This window comes from Thermophilibacter sp. (genome assembly GCF_966187215.1).
In genome coordinates, this window is the sequence record NZ_CBIFYV010000038.1 from 1 (window position 1) to 18,080 (window position 18,080).

The window sequence follows — 18,080 nt, forward strand, 5'->3', positions numbered from 1 at the left end:
AGGTCGGCATGCGCCTCAAGGGCACCGTCTCCTCAATCGTGGACTTCGGCGCCTTCGTGGACCTCGGCGGCATCGACGGCCTGGTCCCCATCTCCGAGCTCTCCTGGAACCACGTCAACCACCCCTCCGAGGTCGTCAAGGTCGGCCAGGAGGTCGAGGTCCAGGTGCTCGACGTCGACCTCAACCGCGAGCGCATCTCCCTCGGCCTCAAGCAGACCACCGAGGACCCGTGGCGCACGCTCGTCAAGAAGTACCCCGTCGACGCCATCGTCGAGGGCACCGTCACCAAGCTCGTCACCTTCGGCGCGTTCGTCGACCTCGGCGAGGGCGTGGAGGGCCTCGTGCACATCTCCGAGATGGCCAAGCAGCACGTGGACCAGCCGTCCCAGGTCTGCCAGGTGGGCGACAAGGTCCAGGTCAAGGTCATGGAGATCGACCTCGACCGTCGCCGCATCTCCCTGTCGATGAAGGCCGCCGCCGAGACCCTCGGCACCGAGGTCGAGGTCAAGCCGCTCCCCGAGACCGAGGAGTAGGCGCCCGCCGCGGCGTTTCCCACATCGCCTGAGCCAGGGGCCGTCCCGCCGCGCGCGGGGCGGCCCCTTTCGCATGCCGGTCCTTCTCGCCGGTGCGACGACCCGGCTCCCCGGTCCGTCAACCTCATCCTCGACTCCTCACCCCCCCAATAACCCGCAAAAAATGATTTCATATTCATATAATTGCAGGATTAAGGTTTGTGAATGTCAGATTTTGCGGGTTAATCGCGAGAGGGGGAGGGACGAGAAGGGCGGCGTCGGGCGGGGCACGACGTGTCGGACCCGTCAACCCGGCACGTGGCGAGAAACGCGGGCGCGCGTTTTGGGTATCAACCTGACGTTGGAATCACGACGAGAGGGGACGAGCATGGCAGCGGGGGACTGGCAGCAGAAGGTGGCAACGTGGATGCGCGGGCGACGGGGCCCCGACGACCTGGCGCAGTTCTCGGTGAACCTCGCCATCGTGGTGCTGATCGTCAACCTGGTGCTGGGCTTCTTCGTGAACGTCAGCTGGCTCGCGTGGGTCGAGCTGGCGCTCGTCGCCTACGCGGTGTTCCGCATGTTTTCGCGCAACCTCGCCGCGCGCGCCCGCGAGAACGAGGCCTTCCTGCGCGCCCTGGGTCCGGCGCGCCCCTGGCTGCAGAACCCGCGCGCGGCGTGGGCCGAGCTGCGCTCCTATCGCCACGTGCGCTGCACGTCGTGCAAGCAGCGCATCCGCGTGCCGCGCGGCAAGGGCAAGCTGCGCGTGACCTGCCCGCGCTGCCACACCAAGTTCGAGGTCCGCTCCTAGCCGTCCGCCGGGCGCCTCCCGCGCTATGATGGACGGGCTGAAGCCACGGACACGGGAGGTCACATGCTAGACAGGCGCGCGTTTCTGAAGGTCGCGGGCGCGGGGGCGTCGCTGATGGCGCTCGCTGCCTGCTCGGGTGGCGGCGACGACCAGGCGGACGCGCCCGCCGACGACGCGGCGCAGGCCGACGCCGAGCCCGTCGCGGTGCGCACGGCCGCCCTCAAGGGCCCCACCGCCATGGGCCTGGTGCGCTTCATGAGCGAGGCGGACGCCGGCAACCTCGCCGACAACGACTACACCTTCGACATCTACGCCTCGGCCGACGAGGTCACGCCGCTTCTCGCCAAGGGCGAGGTCGACATCGCCGCGGTGCCGGCCAACCTCGCCTCGGTGCTCTACAACAAGAACGACGGCGGCGTGCGCGTGATCGCGATCAACACCCTCGGCGTGCTCTACATCGTGGAGCAGGGCGATTCCGTGAACTCGGTGGCCGACCTCGCGGGCCGCACGATCTACGCCTCGGGCAAGGGCTCCACGCCGGAGTACGGCCTGGCCTACATCCTCGAGGGCAACGGCCTCACCATCGGCGAGGACGTGCAGGTTGAGTGGGCGAGCGAGCACTCCGAGGCCCTCGCGCGCCTCATGAACGACCCCAACGGCGTGGCCATGCTGCCGCAGCCCTTCGTGACCACGGCCCAGATGCAGAACGACCAGATCCGCGTGGCGCTCGACCTCACCGAGGAGTGGGACGCGCTGCAGACCGGCGACGAGAAGAGCTCGATGATCACCGGCGTGGCCGTGGTGCGCTCGGAGTTCGCGGATCAGAACCCCGCGGCGGTGGACGCGTTCCTCGGCCACTACGCGGAGTCGGTCGACTTCGTCAACGAGAACGTCGCCGACGCCGCCCAGCTCGTGGGCGACTACGACATCGTCACGGCCCAGGTTGCCGAGAAGGCCCTGCCAGAGTGCAACATCGTCTGCGTCACGGGCGACGAGATGAAGGAGCGCCTCTCCGGCTACCTCGAGGTGCTCGCCGACCAGAACCCCGAGGCCGTGGGCGGGACGCTGCCCGGCGACGACTTCTACTACGGCGCCTAGCGTGCGCGACGCCGGCGAGAGGGGCCGTGGGGCCGCGGGCGGACGGATCCGCCGCTGGGCGGTGCGGCTCGCCTGCGCGGCCCTCTGGCTCGCGCTGTGGCAGCTCGCCGCCTGGGCCGTCGACCTCGACATCGTGCTCGTGGGGCCGCTCGAGGTGCTGGCGCGCCTGGCCGAGCTCGCCGCCACGGCGGAGTTCTGGGCGTCGCTCGCCGTCTCGCTGGGCCGCGTGCTCGCGGGGCTTCTCGCCGCCGTCGTCGCGGGCACGGCGCTCGCGGCCGCCGCGAGCCGCTCGCGCGCGGTCCGCGCGCTGCTCGCCCCGCTCATGGGCGCCGCCAAGGCGGTCCCGGTCGCCTCGTTCGTGATCCTGGTGCTGCTGTGGGTCTCGTCGAGCCTGCTCTCGACCGTGGTCGCGCTCGTGATGGCGCTGCCGGTGGTCTACACCAACGTGCTCGAGGGCATCGCCCAGATCGACCCGCGCCTCACCGAGATGGCGCGCCTCTTCGGCGTGCCGGCGCTCGCGCGCGTGCGGATCGTGTACGTGACGCAGGTGCTGCCGTACTTCCGCGCCGCCGTCACGCTGGCGCTGGGCCTGGCGTGGAAGGCGGGCATCGCCGCCGAGGTCATCGGGCTGCCGGACCTCACGGTGGGCGAGCACCTCTACGACGCCAAGGTCTACCTCGACACGCCGAGCCTCTTCGCGTGGACGGTGGCGATCGTGGCGGTCTCGGCGGGGCTCGAGGCGCTCGTGCGGCTCGCGCTCGGCCGGCTGGAGGAAAGAAGGGAGGCGCGGCCGTGACGAGCTTCTCGCTCAGCCACGTCGAGAAGGGCTACGGGGCGCTGCGCGTGCTCGCGGACGTCACGTGCTCCTTCGCGCCCGGCCGCGTCCACGTGGTGACGGGGGCGTCGGGCGCGGGCAAGACCACGCTGCTGCGCCTGCTCATGGGGCTCGAGGAGCCCGACGCCGGGACGGTCGGTCGGCCCGAGGGCGCGCGCCTGGCGGCGACGTTCCAGGAGGACCGACTGCTCGAGAACCTCACGACCACGGCCAACATCCGCCTGCCGCACGAGCCCGTGCGCGGGGCGGCGCGCGCGGGGCTGCTCGAGCGCGAGCGCGCCGCGATGGCCGCCGTGGGGCTGCCCTGCGACGCGCGGCCGGTGCGCGAGCTCTCCGGGGGCCAGCGCCGGCGCGTGGCGATCCTGCGCTGCGCGCTCGCCGACGCCGACGCGCTCTTCCTCGACGAGCCCCTCAAGGGCATGGACGACGACACGGTCGCGCGCGTCATGGCGTTTCTCGTCCCGCGCCTCGCCGGCCGCACCACCTTCTGGGTCACCCACGACGACCGCGAGCTCTCCTTCTTCCCCGACCCGCTCCGCTGGCGCATCGAGGACGGGACGGTTCGCGCCTGCTAGGGAGGGCGGGGCGACGCATCCCATCTGCTCAGACAGCTTGCTGGCGCAAGAACTCGCATCTGGAATGCGTCGCCCCGCCTCGAGCCGAGGGCGCGCCGGCGTACCCTCATCCGCGAGTTCTTGCGAAGCAAGCTGTCTGAGCGGGGAGGGTATGCCGGCGCGCCGATCCCGTGCATGTGCGATGATGGGATGTGCTGATCGGAGAGGGGGCCTGTCGTGCACGTGGTGTTTCTGGCCGGGGGAACGGCGTCGGGCAAGTCGACCGTGGCGCGCGAGCTGGAGCGGCTGGGCGCGTGGCGCATCGACCTCGACGAGGTCTCGCGCGCCGTGCTCGCGCCCGGCGAGCCGTGCCTTGACGAAGTGTGCGCCGCCTTCGGCGACGACCTCGTGGACCCGGACACCGGCGCGCTCGACCGCGCGCTTCTCGCCCGCCGGGCCTTCGCCGACGACGAGTCCGCCGAGAGGCTCGAGGCCATCGAGCTGCCCCACATCCGCGCGCGCCTGGTTCGCGCGCTGACGTCGGAGCGCTGCGGCGAGCGCGCGCCGGGGCTGTGCGTGGTGGAGGTGCCGCTGCTCGACCGCATGGAGCCGATGCTCGACCTCGCCGACGAGGTCGTGGTCGTGACCTGCCCGCTCGACGTGCGCCGCGAGCGCGCCCGCGGGCGCGGCATGGACCCGGACGACTTCGACCGCCGCGTGGCGCGCCAGCCCTCCGACGATTACCTGCGCGCCCACGCCGACGTGGTGCTGAGCAACGCCGGCGACGAGGCCGCCCTCGAGCGCGCGGTGCGCGAGCGCTGGGGGTCCCATGCGGCGTCGTAGCGCGCGGCGCCGCCCCGAGCGCCTGGCGCGCTGGTACCGGGTGGTGCCGGTCTGTCTGCTCGCGCTCGCCGCCGCGTTTCTCGCCCTGCTCGCCGCGACGCCCACCACGCTGGCGCGCAGCGCGCTCTACCCGGTGGACCATGCCGACGCGATCCAGGCCTCGGCGACGCGCCACAACGTGGACCCGCTGCTGGCCTGCGCGGTGATCTCGTGCGAGAGCGGCTGGGACGAGGGCGCGGTCTCGTCCGCCGGGGCCGTGGGGCTCATGCAGGTCATGCCCGAGACGGCCTCCAGCCTCGTGGGGATGGGGCTGGTGGACGGGACGGCCTATGACCCGGCCGCGCTCGCCGACCCCGACACCAACATCGAGTTCGGCTGCGCCTACCTGGGTTATCTGCAGGAGAACCTCTCGTCGTTCGACGAGGTCATCGCCGCGTACAACGCCGGCATCGGGGCCGTGCGCTCGTGGATCGCCGAGGGCGGGACCATCCCCGACGGCGTGCGCTACGCCGAGACCCGCGCCTACCTCGAGCGCGTGCGTGCCGCCTACGACGGATACCGCTGGAGCTACCCCGACGGCCTCGCGGGCGCGTGACGCACGTCGCCCGTCGCTCCTCTCGCCGCATACCCCTCGCGCGCCGTTCTTCTCGCCCCGTCCCGCTGCCCCTCTGGTCGCGTTTTCTCCCCACCCGCTCCCAACAACACGCAAAATCTGACATTCACAAACCTTAATCCAGCAAATATATGATTATGAAATCATTTTTTGCGGGTTAATCGACCGGCTGAGGCCAACGATGACCCATCAAGAAGAACACGTGTTTGGTGTCCGGGCGATGGGGTACACTAACGGAACCGACGGAGAGGGGAGGGCCATGACGGACGGCAGCGGCGCGGCCGGCACGGAGCGCTTTGGCGGCGAGCTCAGGCGCTTCGGGCGTGAGGGCGCGGGCGAGGCGCTTACCGTGGTCTCGCCCTACGAGCCCGCGGGTGACCAGCCCCAGGCCATTGAGAAACTCGCGGACGGGGTGGAGCGCGGCCTGCGCTACCAGACGCTCATGGGCGTCACGGGCTCGGGCAAGACCTTCACCATGGCCAAGACCATCGAGAAGCTCAACCGCCCCACGCTCATCATGGAGCCCAACAAGACGCTCGCCGCCCAGGTGGCCTCCGAGATGCGCGAGCTCTTCCCCAACAACGCCGTGGTCTACTTCGTGAGCTACTACGACTACTACCAGCCCGAGGCCTACGTCCCGCAGACTGACACCTACATCGAGAAGGACGCCTCCATCAACGAGGAGGTCGAGAAGCTCCGCCACCAGGCCACCTCGAGCCTGCTGTCGCGGCGCGACGTCATCGTGGTGGCGTCCGTCTCGTGCATCTACGGCATCGGCAGCCCGCAGGACTACGCGGGGCTCGCGCCAACGGTGGACAAGTCGGTGCCGCTCGAGCGCGACGAGCTCATCCACGCGCTCATAGACATCCAGTACGACCGCAACGACTACGAGCTCAGCCGCGGCACCTTCCGCGTGCGCGGCGACACCGTCGACGTCTTCCCGCCCTACGCCGAGAACCCCCTGCGCGTGAGCTTCTTCGGCGACGAGGTGGAGCTCATCGCCGAGGTGGACAACGTGACCGGCGAGGTCCTCCGCGAGTTTGACGCGATCCCCATCTGGCCGGCCTCGCACTACGTGACCGAGCGCCCCAAGGTCACCCACGCGCTCGAGACCATCAACGAGGAGCTCGAGCAGCGCGTGGCCGAGCTCAAGGCCAACGACATGCTGCTCGAGGCCCAGCGCCTCGCTCAGCGCACGAGCTACGACCTTGAGATGCTCGAGACCATGGGCTACTGCAACGGCATCGAGAACTACTCGCGGCACCTGGACGGCCGCAAGCCCGGCGAGCCGCCCTACACGCTGATCGACTACTTCCCCTCGGACATGCTCTGCATCATCGACGAGTCCCACGTCACGGTGCCGCAGATCCGCGGCATGTACGAGGGCGACCGCTCGCGCAAGGTCACGCTCGTGGACCACGGCTTCCGCCTGCCGAGCGCGCTCGACAACCGGCCGCTGCGCTTCGACGAGTTCGAGGCCCGCGTGCCGCAGTTCATCTACGTGAGCGCCACGCCGGGAGACTACGAGGAGTCGGTCACCCAGCAGCAGGTGGAGCAGATCATCCGCCCCACGGGGCTTCTCGACCCCAAGGTCGACGTCCGCCCGGTGGACGGCCAGATCGACGACCTCATCGCCGAGATCAAGGAGCGCGTGGCCAAGAAGGAGCGCGTGCTCGTGACCACGCTCACCAAGCGCATGGCCGAGGACCTCACCGACCACCTGCTCGACGAGGGCATCCGCGTGAACTACATGCACTCCGACACCGCCACGCTCGACCGCGTGGACATCATCCGTGACCTGCGCACCGGCAAGATCGATGTCCTGGTGGGCATCAACCTGCTGCGCGAGGGCCTGGACATCCCCGAGGTCTCGCTCGTGGCCATCCTGGACGCGGACAAGGAGGGGTTCCTGCGCAACCGGCGCTCGCTCATCCAGACCATGGGCCGCGCGGCGAGAAACGCCCAGGGCACGGTCATCATGTACGCGGACGCGATCACCGACTCCATGCGCGAGGCCATCGGCGAGACGGCGCGGCGCCGGCAGATCCAGGAGACCTACAACGAGGAGCACGGCATCGTGCCGCGCACGGTCAAGAAGTCGATCACCGACGTCTCGTCGTTCATCGCGGAGGCCGAGGAGAACGTGGGCAAGCGCCAGCGCAAGGACGGTGTCTTCTACACCGCCTCGGGCGAGGGGGCGGCCGAGCAGGGCGCTCCGGGCGAGGTGGGCACCGCGCGCGCCGTGGCCGCCGAGCTCGCGGAGCTGCCGGCCGCCGAGCTGGCCGACGTGCTCGATGCGCTGGAGGAGGAGATGGCCGCCGCGTCGGAGGCCATGGACTTCGAGACCGCCGCGCGTCTGCGCGACCAGATCGTGGAGATTCGCACGCGCGTGGAGGGCCGCTCTGCCGACGACGTGATCGCGCGCCTCAAGACCGGCGCGCGCAAGGGGAGCGCCCACGCCACGCGCCGGCGCTACCGGCCGCACAAGAAGTAGGCGCCCCGGGCGGGCGCTTTGGGCGCCTACCGGGTAGAATGAGGGGAACGGACCGAACCTGACGGGAGGCAGCATGGCGGCAAGAATCGTGGTGGCGTGTGGCTCGGGCGTGGCGACCTCCGAGATGGTGGCCCTCAAGATCGGCCGCCTCCTGCGCGACGCGGGCGTCGACGCGGAGGTCCACGCCGTCGAGATGGCGGAGCTCGACGACGCGCTCGAGGACGCCGACGTCTTCGTGCCCGTCGTGCGCACCGACGAGGAGTACGACGTCCCGGTCGTCAACGGCGTGGCCTTCCTCACGGGCATGAACCAGGACGAGGAGTTCGCCAAGCTGCTGGACCTCATTCGCTTCGCGTAGGGGTCGCAGGGCCAGCATACGCCCTCACCTGCTGCTGACAAATTGTCCGAGTACGTTCAGCCGGGGTGTCATGTCTTCGAGAAGATCCTCGGCGATCATGGCTGTCGACTCAAGCGCATCCTCCTCCACGCCGGCGCGCATGATGCCGCTCGGCACCATCTCCGTGAGGCGTGCGCATAGCTCTTTCAGCGAGCGCTTGGTGATGCCGAGTTCTTCTGCCAGGAGGCGAAAGTTGTCCGGTCCGACCGCGTCGATGTCCCGCTGCCCGCCGAGCTCCATCGCGAGCTCTCGCTTGAAGTGGGGGAAGTAGGTCGTCGACACAAGGTCGTACCCCGGCGACAGGCGCATCCCGTCCTCGTCCCAGACGAGGGAGAGGTTTTTGAGGTGTGCGTCGCAGTTGCCGACGAGGTAGTTGAAGCACGTGAGCTCGGCGAGGAGCCTGATGTCCTCGATCGGACGTGACGAGGCGGAGCGGATGAGCGACGAGGTCGTGCGGAGTGACCCTCCCCTCAGCTCGGCGTACTTCGAGGCGGGCAGGATTCCGAGCGCCTGCGCCAGGTCCTCCTGGTGAAGCCTCCCCACGACGAGTCGTCCGTCGTCGATCGACACGCGCCGGTCAAAGCGCCTGACCGCGACGACGGGCCGACCGTAGCTGTGGAGCGAGACCTCGGCGACGCGCACGCCACATGTCCGTGCCGCTCTCATGCAGACAAACTCGAGCTCGGGGACGTCGCGAAGATAGCTCGTCTTGAGGATGTGAGTGGACGCCGCGAGACCGTGCGGCCTCAGCCAGGACCCGGGGGCGTCGGGTCGCTCCGCGAGTCCGGCCTTGTCCTGGGTCCCGGCCAGGGAGAGGTGCGAGGAGGCGTTCTCTCTCGCGACTCCTTCCGGCGTCCTGAACATCGCGAGGAGGGCATCCCCCCGCAGAGGTTCGTACGAGGGCCGCTCCGATGCGGCGTCGTCCCCCTCCCGGCGAATCAGCACGTCCCCAATGCAATCCCTGCCGCACGCTTCGAGCATGGCCAAGTAGTCGTTCGCGTCCAGTCCCAGCTCGGCGGCAAGCGTCGCGCGTGCCTCGCCCTCGGGGATGAGCCCCTCAAAATATGGGCGACAGCGCTCCTCGGCGAAGGTCTCCTCGCAAAGGGGGAGGGAGCGCGAGAGCGGCAGGGGGTCGGGTGAGAGAAGGTAGGAGGGCGCATAGGAGAACGACCGGGTGTCACCGTCGATGGTCCCGACAAGAAGGGGGACGCTCGTCTGGAGCCGGTAGACGTCAAGCCGCATGGGTCCCGCCCCTCCGCTCGGCAAAGAGGTCAAGGCCAAGCGTCGCGAGCACGGTGAGCGCCTTGCCGATCTCGGCCGTCTCCTTGCCGTTCTCGAGATGCGAGAGGTAGGTGACCCCGACCCCGGAGAAGTCGGCGAGCTCCGCCTGCGTATAGCCCCTGCGCTTGCGCTCTGCCGCGATGAGCGTCCCCAGGTCCGAGGTGTCGTAGATGCGCGTCATGGTGCCTCCGTTTATGCGAACGCATAAGTCGGGGACATTCTAGCAGAATATATTCGAACGCATAAATCGGTGAGAAGATCTGGGACGGATGCCCTCACGAGCCTATCTCTCCGCGAGCGTGCGCACGATCTTCTCGGCCGCGAGGATGCCGTCGGTGGCGGCGCTCATGATGCCACCCGCGTAGCCCGCGCCCTCGCCCACGGGCCAGAGCCCGGGGGTGCTCACGCTCTGGCCGTCGTCCCCGCGCGTCACGCGCACCGGCGAGCTCGAGCGCGTCTCCACGCCCGTGAGCACCGCGTCCGCCGCGTCAAAGCCGCGCAGGCGCCGACCGAGCAGCGGGATCGCCGCGCGCAGCGTGTCCGTCACGTAGGCGGGCAGGCATCCGCCGATCTTCCCCCACGTCACGCCGCGCAGGTAGGTGGGCTCCACGCGCCCGGGCGCGCTCGAGGGCGCGTCGGCCAGAAAGTCGCCCACGAGCTGCGCCGGGGCCACGAAGGCGCCGCCGCCCGCCTCGAAGGCCGCCCGCTCGCAGCGGCGCTGCAGCTCCACGCCGGCGAGCGGGTCGTCGCCGGGCAGGTCGTCGGGAAAGACGTTGGCGAGAAGCCCCGCGTTGGCGTTGGTTCCGGCGCGGTCGGAGAGGCTCATGCCGTTGGTGCAGACGCCACCCGGCTCGCTGGCCGCCGAGACCACGTAGCCGCCGGGGCACATGCAGAACGAGAACGCGCTGCGCCCGCCGTCGAGGTGGCACGAGAGGCTGTACGGGGCGGCCCCGAGGGCGGGGTGGCCCGCCGCGCGGCCCCAGAGCGCGCGGTCGATGTCGGCCTGGAGGTGCTCGATGCGCACGCCCATGGCAAAGGTCTTGCGCTCCATCGCCACGTCGCGCTCGCGCAAGAGCCCGAAGACGTCGCGCGCCGAGTGCCCGCAGGCCACGACCACGCACGACGCCTCCACGCGCTCCTCGCGCGTCTCGCCGTCCGCCCCGCGCGTCTCGAGCGTCACGCCACGCACGCGCCCGCCCTCAACGAGAAGATCCGTCATGCGGCAGCGGGTGCGCACCTCGCCGCCCGCCTCCTCGATCTGCCTCACGATGTCGGTCACCACGCGGGGCAGTACGTCGCTGCCCACGTGCGGCTTGGCGTCCCAGAGGATGCGCTCCTGCGCGCCGGCCTCCACGAACGTCCGCAGGATGAGGCGGTGCGCGGGGCTCTTGGTGCCGGTCTGGAGCTTGCCGTCCGAGAAGGTCCCGGCGCCGCCGACGCCGAACTGGATGTTGCTCTCGGGATCGAGCACGCCGGTGGCGTTGTGGGTCTCCACGACCTCGGCGCGACGGGAGGCGTCGTCGCCGCGCTCCACGAGCAGCGGCTCGAGCCCGGCGCGCGCGAGCGCCAGCGCGCAGAAGAGCCCCGCGCAGCCCGCGCCCACCACCACCGGGCGCTCGGACGGGCGTGCCGCGACGGGGGAGGGGAACTCGTAGGGCCGCTCGTCCACCACGCGCACGTTCTTCTCGGCACGGCGCCTCCTCAGGCGGGCGAGCAGGGCACGCTCGGCCGCGGCCCCGCCCGCGAGCTCGGCGCGCAGCGTGAAGGTGAGGTGGACGTCGTCGTGGCGCCGCGCGTCGATGGAGCGACGGCGCCTCGTGACGGAGGCGAGCTCGCCCTCGCGCACGCGCAGGCGCCGCGCCAGCGCCGCGCGGCAGGCCGCGAGCTCGGCGGCGTCGCTGCCGTCGAGCGCCGAGAGGGCCACGCGTATGCCAGAGACCTCGATCATCGTTGCTCCCGTCATCGATGTGCGGGAAGCTGACGCTTTGACGGGTGATTCTGTCAGTTTCCCGCACCTTCTTCGTTTAGCTGCGGCCTCCGGACGCTTTCGGACCAAAAAGCGTCCGGAGGCCGCATGTCCTCGTCCGCCTCAGCGCCACCCGCGGACCACCGCGGCCGCGGCGGCGCCGGCCACCAGGCCGCTCTTCCAGGCCCAGGCGAGGTTGAAGCCCCCGCAGGCGCCGTCTACGTCGAGCGCCTCGCCGCAGGCGAGAAGCCCGCGCGTGCGGCGCGCCTCGAGCGTGGCCGGGTCGAACTGCGCGCAGACGAGGCCCCCGCGCGTCACCTGCGCGCGCTCCGCCTCGGCCGGACCGCGCACCACGAGCCGCAGGTCGCGCGCCCGCTCGAGCGACCCCCCGAGCGCCGCGGCGATCGCGGGGTCGACAATCCCCGCGAGGCTGCCGTCCGCCGCCTCGACCAGGCGCCGCGCCCGCGCAACGTCCAGGCCGTCGGTCAGGTCGAGCGCGAGCACGTCGCCGGGGCGCGCCGCGCGCGAGAGGTCGAAGGCCGCGATGCCCGAGACGCCGTAGGCGCGAAACAGCACCTCGCCGCGCTCGCGCGCCACCTCCGCGCCGTCGCGCAGGAGGCGCGCCGTGGCGTGCGCGCGCCGACCGTCGAGCGCCTCGAGCGACACGCCCTCCGGCGCCTCGCACGCGAGCGGGCACAGCACCGGCACGCGCGGCGCCACCTCGAGGCCGAGCGCGTCGCAGACGCCGGCCCCGCCGCCCGCGGCCAGCACGACCGCCCCGGCCGCGAGCGCGCCCGAGCCGGCCTCGCCGTCCCACGCCACGCGCCAGCCGCCGTCCGCGCGTTCGAGGCCGGTGACGCCGCGCGCGCACGCGAGCGTCACGCCGGCGCGCCGCGCGCGGGCGAGCAGCGCGTCGCGCACCGAGGCCGCCTGGCGCGAGAGCGGGTAGAGTCGCCCGCCGCTCTCCTCGGCCACCGCGATCCCGCACCCCTCGAGGAAGCCCAGCACGTCCTCGTCGAAGCGCGGCCCGCAGACCGCCTCCACGAAGGACGGGTCGTTGTAGCGCTCCCACGCGAGGCGCGCGTTGGAGAGGTTGCAGCGCCCGTTGCCGGTGGGCAGGATCGTGCGCCCGCACGCGACGTCGCGCTCGAACACCGCCACGTCCGCGCCGGTCTCGGCTGCCGCGACCGCCGCGGCGAGCCCCGCCGGCCCGCCGCCGACCACCGCCACGTCCGCGCGCCCCGGCACGCGCGTCGCGCGCGCCGCCTCGATGGCCTCGGCGCGCCGCTGCGAGCGGCTCGCGCCCCGCGCCCTTCTCGCCATGCGCTACGCGAGTCCCGCGCGGGCGGCGTCGGCGATCTCGCCCACGCGTACCACCATGTCGACCGCCTCGGGGAGCAGCCCGTCGGGCAGGTCGCGCTCGAAGGTGCCCGCGTCGCAGGCCGCCGCCAGCTTGGGGTCGATGGGCAGCTGCCCGAGCGCGTCCACGTCGAAGGCCGCCGCGGTCTCGGCCAGACGGCTCGGCCCGTAGGGCTCGATGCGCCGGCCGCAGTCGGGGCACTCCACGTAGGCCATGTTCTCCACGATGCCGAGCACGGGCACCTTCATGAGGTTGGCCATGTTCACGGCCTTGCCCACGACCATCTGCACGAGGTCCTGCGGCGAGCTCACGATGACCACGCCCTCAACGGGCAGCGACTGGAAGACGGTGAGCGCCACGTCGCCGGTTCCCGGCGGCATGTCCACGAGCAGGTAGTCCAGGTCGCCCCAGGCGCACTCGCCCCAGAACTGCTTGATGGCGCCGGCCACCACCGGTCCGCGCCACAGCACCGGGTCGCTCTCGTGCTCGAGCACGAGGTTGGCGCTCATGACCTCGATGCCGCCGGCGGTCCGGCACGGCACGAGCAGGTTGTCCACCGCGCGGGCGCGCTCCTGGCCCAGGCCCATCATGCGCGGGATCGAGGGACCGGTGACGTCGGCGTCGAGGATGCCCACGCGCGCGCCGCGCCGCGCGAGGCTCACGGCGAGGATGCCGCAGACCAGCGACTTGCCCACGCCGCCCTTGCCCGACACCACGCCGATCACGTGGCGCACGTTCATGCAGTCGTTGGTGTCGACGTGGAACGGGTCGTCCTTCTCGCCGCCGTGCAGCGCCTGCTCGACCTCCCGGCGGATCTTCTCCTGCTCCTGCTGGTCCATGGGGCCTCCCCTCTGCGCCCGCGGGCGCACGTTTTTTGTCACGATTCTACCAAGCGCACCTCCCGAAGGGACATCGCCGGCCCCCACCGAGTAAACTATCCCGGTTGGGTCGAACGAACGTGCGACAGGAGGTCCCATGGCCCACGACTCGATCGTCATCCGCGGCGCCCGCGAGCACAACCTGGCGGACGTCGACGTCGACATCCCCCGCGACAAGCTCGTCGTCATCACGGGCCTCTCGGGCTCGGGCAAGTCCAGCCTTGCCTTTGACACCATCTACGCCGAGGGCCAGCGCCGCTACGTCGAGAGCCTCTCGAGCTACGCGCGCCAGTTCCTCGGGCAGATGGACAAGCCCGACCTCGACAGCATCGACGGCCTCAGCCCGGCCGTCTCGATCGACCAGAAGACCACGTCCAGGAACCCGCGCTCCACGGTGGGCACCGTCACCGAGATCTACGACTACCTGCGCCTGCTCTTCGCGCGCGTGGGCACCCCGCACTGCCCGGAGTGCGGCCGCGTCATCGAGCGCCAGACCACCGACCAGGTGGCCGACAAGGTCCTCGAGCGCGCCCAGGGCCGGCGCGCCCTCGTGCTCGCCCCGGTGGTGCTCGACCGCAAGGGCGAGTACACCAAGCTCTTCGACGACCTGCGGCGCGAGGGCTTCAGCCGCGTCCGCATCGACGGCGAGGTGCGCGAGCTCGGCGACGAGCAGATCCGCCTCGAGAAGAAGAACCGCCACAACGTCGAGGTGGTGGTCGACCGCATCGTGGTGCGCGAGGGCAGCCTCGGGCGCATCGCCGAGGCCGTCGAGCAGGCCACGCGCCTCGCGCAGGGCAAGGTGGGCTTCTGGCTCATGCCCGACCGCGACGACCCCGAGCGCTTCCCCGGCGAGCTGCTGAGCTACTCGCTCGCCCTGGCCTGCCCCGAGCACGGCCACTCGATGGACGACCTCCAGCCGCGCGACTTCTCGTTCAACGCCCCCTACGGGGCCTGCCCCGACTGCGACGGCCTGGGGTTCAGCAAGGTCGTGGACGCCGAGGCACTGATCGAGGACCCGGACCTCTCGGTGGCGGGCGGCGTCTTCGGCAGCCTCTTCGGCCACTCCAACTACTACCCGCAGGTGCTCGCCGCCGTCTGCCGTCACCTCGGCGCCTCGCCGGACACCCCGTGGAGGGAGCTGCCCAAGAAGGTCCAGCGCGCCCTTCTCGACGGCCTCGGTGCCACCAAGGTGCGCGTGGACTACCACACGCGCGACGGTCGCGACACCCACTGGTTCACCACGTTCTCGGGCGTGCGCAAGATCCTCTTCGACAAGTACCAGGAGACCACGTCGGAGACCATGCGCACGCACCTCGAGAAGTACATCCGCGAGGTCCCGTGCCCCACCTGCCGCGGCGCGCGCCTCAAGCCCGAGATCCTGGCCGTCACGGTGGGCGAGAAGAACATCTGGGAGGTCTGCGAGCTGTCGTGCCGCGACGCCCTGGCGTTCTTCGAGGCGCTCGAGCTCACCGAGCGCCAGCGCTTCATCGCCGGCCCCGTGGTCAAGGAGATCGTGGCGCGCCTGCGCTTCATGGTCAACGTGGGCCTGGACTACCTCACGCTCAGCCGCGCCGCGGCCACGCTCTCGGGCGGCGAGGCGCAGCGCATCCGCCTGGCCACGCAGATCGGCGCCGGGCTCATGGGCGTGCTCTACATCCTCGACGAGCCCTCGATCGGCCTGCACCAGCGCGACAACAACCGCCTGATCGAGACCCTCAAGCGCCTGCGCGACCAGGGCAACACCGTCATCGTGGTCGAGCACGACGAGGACACGATCCGTGCCGCCGACTACGTGATCGACATGGGCCCGGGCGCCGGCGAGCTGGGCGGGCGCGTGGTGGCCGCCGGCACGCCCGAGCAGATCGCGGCCTGCCCCGACTCGATCACGGGCGCCTACCTCACGGGCGCGCGCCAGATCCGCCTGCCCGAGAAGCGCCGCAACCCGCGCAAGGGCGCCATCAAGATCACCGGCGCGCGCGCCAACAACCTCAAGAACGTCACGGCCAGGATCGAGCTCGGCACGCTCACCGTGGTCACGGGCGTCTCGGGCTCGGGCAAGAGCTCGCTGGTGACCGACACCATCGCGCCCGCGCTCACCAACGCCGTGCACCGCTCCAAGCGCCCGGTGGGCCCGTACCGGAAGATCGAGGGCATCGAGCTCATCGACAAGGTCATCGACATCGATCAGTCGCCGATCGGTCGCACGCCGCGCTCGAACCCCGCCACCTACATCGGGCTCTGGGACGACCTGCGCGCGCTCTTCGCGTCGCTGCCCGAGAGCCGCGCGCGCGGCTACAGCCCCGGACGCTTCTCGTTCAACGTCCCCGGCGGGCGCTGCGAGGCGTGCAAGGGCGACGGCCAGATCAAGATCGAGATGAACTTCCTGCCCGACGTCTACGTGCCCTGCGAGGTCTGCCACGGCAAGCGCTACAACCGCGAGACCCTCGAGGTGCTCTACCACGGCAAGTCCATCTCGGACGTGCTCGACATGACGGTCCACGAGGCGCTGGCGTTCTTCGCCAACATCCCGCGCATCAAGAACAAGCTGCAGACCCTCTATGACGTGGGCCTGGGCTACATCCACCTGGGCCAGCCGGCCACCACGCTCTCGGGCGGCGAGGCGCAGCGCGTCAAGCTCGCCAAGGAGCTGCACCGCCAGCAGACGGGCAGGACCTTCTACATCCTCGACGAGCCCACCACGGGCCTGCACTTCGAGGACGTCCGCCAGCTCATCGACGTGCTCCAGAAGCTCGTGGACGCCGGCAACACGGTGCTCGTGATCGAGCACAACCTCGACGTCATCAAGGTGGCCGACCGCGTGCTCGACATGGGCCCCGAGGGCGGCGACGGCGGCGGCACGGTGGTGGCCTACGGCACGCCCGAGAAGGTCGCCGAGGTGCCGGAGAGCTACACCGGCCAGTTCCTGCGCGACATCCTCGCGCGCGACCGCGCCCGCCAGGCGGGGGCGTAGCGCCCGTGGCGCGCCGGGAGCGACAGCCCAAGACCAACGCCATGCGCGAGCTCGAGGCCGCGGGCGTGCCCTTCTCGTCTGAGACCTACGAGGTCGACGAGACGGACACCTCCAGCGAGCTGGGGCTGCACATCGCCCAGCGGCTCGGGGAGGACCCGGCCTCCAGCCTCAAGACGCTCGTGTGCGTGACGCCGTCGGGCGGCCACGTGGTGTGCTGCCTGCCGGTGGCCGACGAGCTCGAACTCAAGAAGGCCACCGCGGCGGCGGGCGAGAAGTCCCTCGCGCTGATGCACGTGCGCGACCTCGAGCCGGTCACCGGCTACGTGCGCGGCGGCTGCTCGCCGGTCGGCATGAGGAAGCGCTTCCCCACGCTGATCGACGAGACGGCGCAGCTGTTCGACGAGATCCGCGTCTCGGGCGGGCGTCGCGGCCTCAGCCTCGCGCTCGCCCCCGACGACCTGGTGCGCTTCTGCGACGCCACCTACGCCGACATCGTGCGCGACTAGGGCGTGCGCCGGGGGCGCCGCGGCGGGCGGCGAGTCGCTGCCGCCCGCCGCCCGTCTCAGTTGTGGACCACGAGCTCCTCGACGTGTCCGACGAAGATGCGCGCGCCCGTACCCGAGCCTCCCTCGAGCCACATCCCGCGCTCGAGCGAGCCGTCCGCGGGGAGGCCCAAGTCGTCAAAGCCCGCGCCACCCCCGTCGCCGCCGTCGCCCTCGGCTGAGCGCAAGCTCTCGAGCAGGTGCTCCTCGCGCTCGGCGGCCTCGGAGCCCGCTCCCTCCGGGGGCTCGGTGGCCTCCGGCTCGGGCAGCCCCGCGTCGGGGTCGAGAAGCTCCTCGAGGCGGTCGCGGCGCGCCTGCAGCGTTCTCTCGAACACGAAGTCGCGCACCGTCTGGATCGTCTCGGGGTCATCGACCTCCTCGGGGCGCAGGGTGCAGAGGATGAAGTCGTCGCCCCAGGAGTCGCGCTCCTCCTCCGACGGCATCTCGCCGCAGGTCACCACCAGCCGCGCCTCGTCCCATCTCAGTGCCATGTCCGCTCTCCCTTCGCTCGTGGTCGGGAGGCCAGCGTAGGGCGCCCGCGCGACCGCTGCCCGACCGCTGGCGAGCACGAGGCTGACGCCGCAGGTGGCGGCCCGCGCGGGTGGCCGCATCCCGTCACGGGACTCGGCGGACGGCGCGTTCGCGCCCGCGGGCGGCGTGGGAGCCCGGGCCCGTCTCGCCGCGGCGTCACGAACGCGCACGGACGCGCACCGCGCCGGCGCTTCTCGCCGTGCGGCGTGCCCATGTCTCCGTCGTCTGAACGGGATTGCCCGTCGGGGCGTTCGCGTCGGCGGGAGGTCCGTGCCGCTCGAGAATCACGGGAAGTCGGAGGGTTTCTCAGTCGCGTCACGAAAAGTGGTGTAGGGCCGTCCCCGGGGCCCGCAGCCCCGCCCCGTATCCTACGCCGCCCTCCTCTTCCTGTCGA

Annotated in this window: 17 protein-coding genes; 11 read left to right on the plus strand and 6 right to left on the minus strand. The window is 71.1% G+C overall.

All coding sequences use genetic code 11. The features are described 5' to 3' along the window. The 9 genes from ACWTSU_RS03355 to ACWTSU_RS03395 form a co-directional block, all read left to right on the plus strand. Positions 1-533 (plus strand): S1 RNA-binding domain-containing protein (locus tag ACWTSU_RS03355; protein WP_455138465.1); only part of this gene is annotated, 533 nt, incomplete at its 5' end. Positions 534-900: 367 nt separating this feature from the next. Continuing rightward, the gene (locus ACWTSU_RS03360) at positions 901-1,323 is read left to right on the plus strand and encodes a hypothetical protein (protein WP_455138466.1); all 423 of its coding nucleotides are present in this window, start codon (positions 901-903) and stop codon (positions 1,321-1,323) included. 63 nt (positions 1,324-1,386) lie between these two features. Continuing rightward, on the plus strand, positions 1,387-2,421 hold the full coding sequence (locus ACWTSU_RS03365; protein ID WP_455138467.1) for an ABC transporter substrate-binding protein: 1,035 nt from the start codon (positions 1,387-1,389) through the stop codon (positions 2,419-2,421). A gap of 1 nt (position 2,422) precedes the next feature. After that, positions 2,423-3,217 carry an ABC transporter permease gene (locus ACWTSU_RS03370; protein WP_455138468.1) on the plus strand — a complete coding sequence of 265 codons (795 nt, stop codon included), beginning with the start codon at positions 2,423-2,425 and terminating at the stop codon, positions 3,215-3,217. Next, entirely contained in the window at positions 3,214-3,831 is a 618-nt protein-coding gene (locus ACWTSU_RS03375; RefSeq protein ID WP_455138469.1) for an ATP-binding cassette domain-containing protein, read from the plus strand. Before ACWTSU_RS03370 ends, ACWTSU_RS03375 begins: the two co-directional genes overlap by 4 nt. 216 nt (positions 3,832-4,047) lie before the next feature. Next, the gene (gene coaE / locus ACWTSU_RS03380; RefSeq protein ID WP_455138470.1) at positions 4,048-4,653 is read left to right on the plus strand and encodes a dephospho-CoA kinase; all 606 of its coding nucleotides are present in this window, start codon (positions 4,048-4,050) and stop codon (positions 4,651-4,653) included. Continuing rightward, entirely contained in the window at positions 4,640-5,248 is a 609-nt protein-coding gene (locus tag ACWTSU_RS03385) for a lytic transglycosylase domain-containing protein (RefSeq protein ID WP_455138471.1), read from the plus strand. Before coaE ends, ACWTSU_RS03385 begins: the two co-directional genes overlap by 14 nt. A 277-nt stretch (positions 5,249-5,525) precedes the next feature. Next, positions 5,526-7,760: an excinuclease ABC subunit UvrB gene (uvrB, locus tag ACWTSU_RS03390; RefSeq protein ID WP_455138472.1), complete on the plus strand. Its 2,235-nt coding sequence runs from the start codon at positions 5,526-5,528 to the stop codon at positions 7,758-7,760. Positions 7,761-7,833: 73 nt separating this feature from the next. Next, complete coding sequence (locus ACWTSU_RS03395; protein ID WP_455138473.1) at positions 7,834-8,118, plus strand: PTS sugar transporter subunit IIB; 285 nt, start codon at positions 7,834-7,836, stop codon at positions 8,116-8,118. Between the two features lie 24 nt (positions 8,119-8,142). On the opposite strand, the gene ACWTSU_RS03400 is transcribed toward ACWTSU_RS03395, so the two are convergent. The 5 genes from ACWTSU_RS03400 to ACWTSU_RS03420 all read right to left on the minus strand — a co-directional run bounded on the left by ACWTSU_RS03400 (position 8,143) and on the right by ACWTSU_RS03420 (position 13,603). Continuing rightward, positions 8,143-9,399, minus strand: coding sequence for a HipA domain-containing protein (locus ACWTSU_RS03400; protein WP_455138474.1), 1,257 nt, complete (start codon positions 9,397-9,399; stop codon positions 8,143-8,145). After that, positions 9,389-9,619 carry a helix-turn-helix domain-containing protein gene (locus tag ACWTSU_RS03405; protein ID WP_455136617.1) on the minus strand — a complete coding sequence of 77 codons (231 nt, stop codon included), beginning with the start codon at positions 9,617-9,619 and terminating at the stop codon, positions 9,389-9,391. Before ACWTSU_RS03405 ends, ACWTSU_RS03400 begins: the two co-directional genes overlap by 11 nt. Before the next feature lie 102 nt (positions 9,620-9,721). After that, positions 9,722-11,386, minus strand: coding sequence for an NAD(P)/FAD-dependent oxidoreductase (locus ACWTSU_RS03410; protein ID WP_455138475.1), 1,665 nt, complete (start codon positions 11,384-11,386; stop codon positions 9,722-9,724). A gap of 141 nt (positions 11,387-11,527) precedes the next feature. Beyond that, positions 11,528-12,727 carry an FAD-dependent oxidoreductase gene (locus ACWTSU_RS03415; RefSeq protein WP_455138476.1) on the minus strand — a complete coding sequence of 400 codons (1,200 nt, stop codon included), beginning with the start codon at positions 12,725-12,727 and terminating at the stop codon, positions 11,528-11,530. A gap of 3 nt (positions 12,728-12,730) precedes the next feature. After that, on the minus strand, positions 12,731-13,603 hold the full coding sequence (locus ACWTSU_RS03420) for an Mrp/NBP35 family ATP-binding protein (protein ID WP_455138477.1): 873 nt from the start codon (positions 13,601-13,603) through the stop codon (positions 12,731-12,733). Between the two features lie 136 nt (positions 13,604-13,739). Between ACWTSU_RS03420 and uvrA the strand changes: the two genes are divergently transcribed. Continuing rightward, positions 13,740-16,613, plus strand: a complete 2,874-nt coding sequence (uvrA, locus tag ACWTSU_RS03425) for an excinuclease ABC subunit UvrA (RefSeq protein WP_455138478.1) — start codon at positions 13,740-13,742, stop codon at positions 16,611-16,613. A gap of 5 nt (positions 16,614-16,618) precedes the next feature. Next, positions 16,619-17,119 (plus strand): Cys-tRNA(Pro) deacylase, encoded by a 501-nt coding sequence (gene ybaK / locus ACWTSU_RS03430; protein WP_455138479.1) that lies wholly within the window; start codon positions 16,619-16,621, stop codon positions 17,117-17,119. A 56-nt stretch (positions 17,120-17,175) separates the two neighbouring features. Here ybaK and ACWTSU_RS03435 read toward each other — a convergent pair whose 3' ends face one another. Continuing rightward, entirely contained in the window at positions 17,176-17,646 is a 471-nt protein-coding gene (locus ACWTSU_RS03435; protein WP_455138480.1) for a hypothetical protein, read from the minus strand. Positions 17,647-18,080 lie beyond the last annotated feature (434 nt).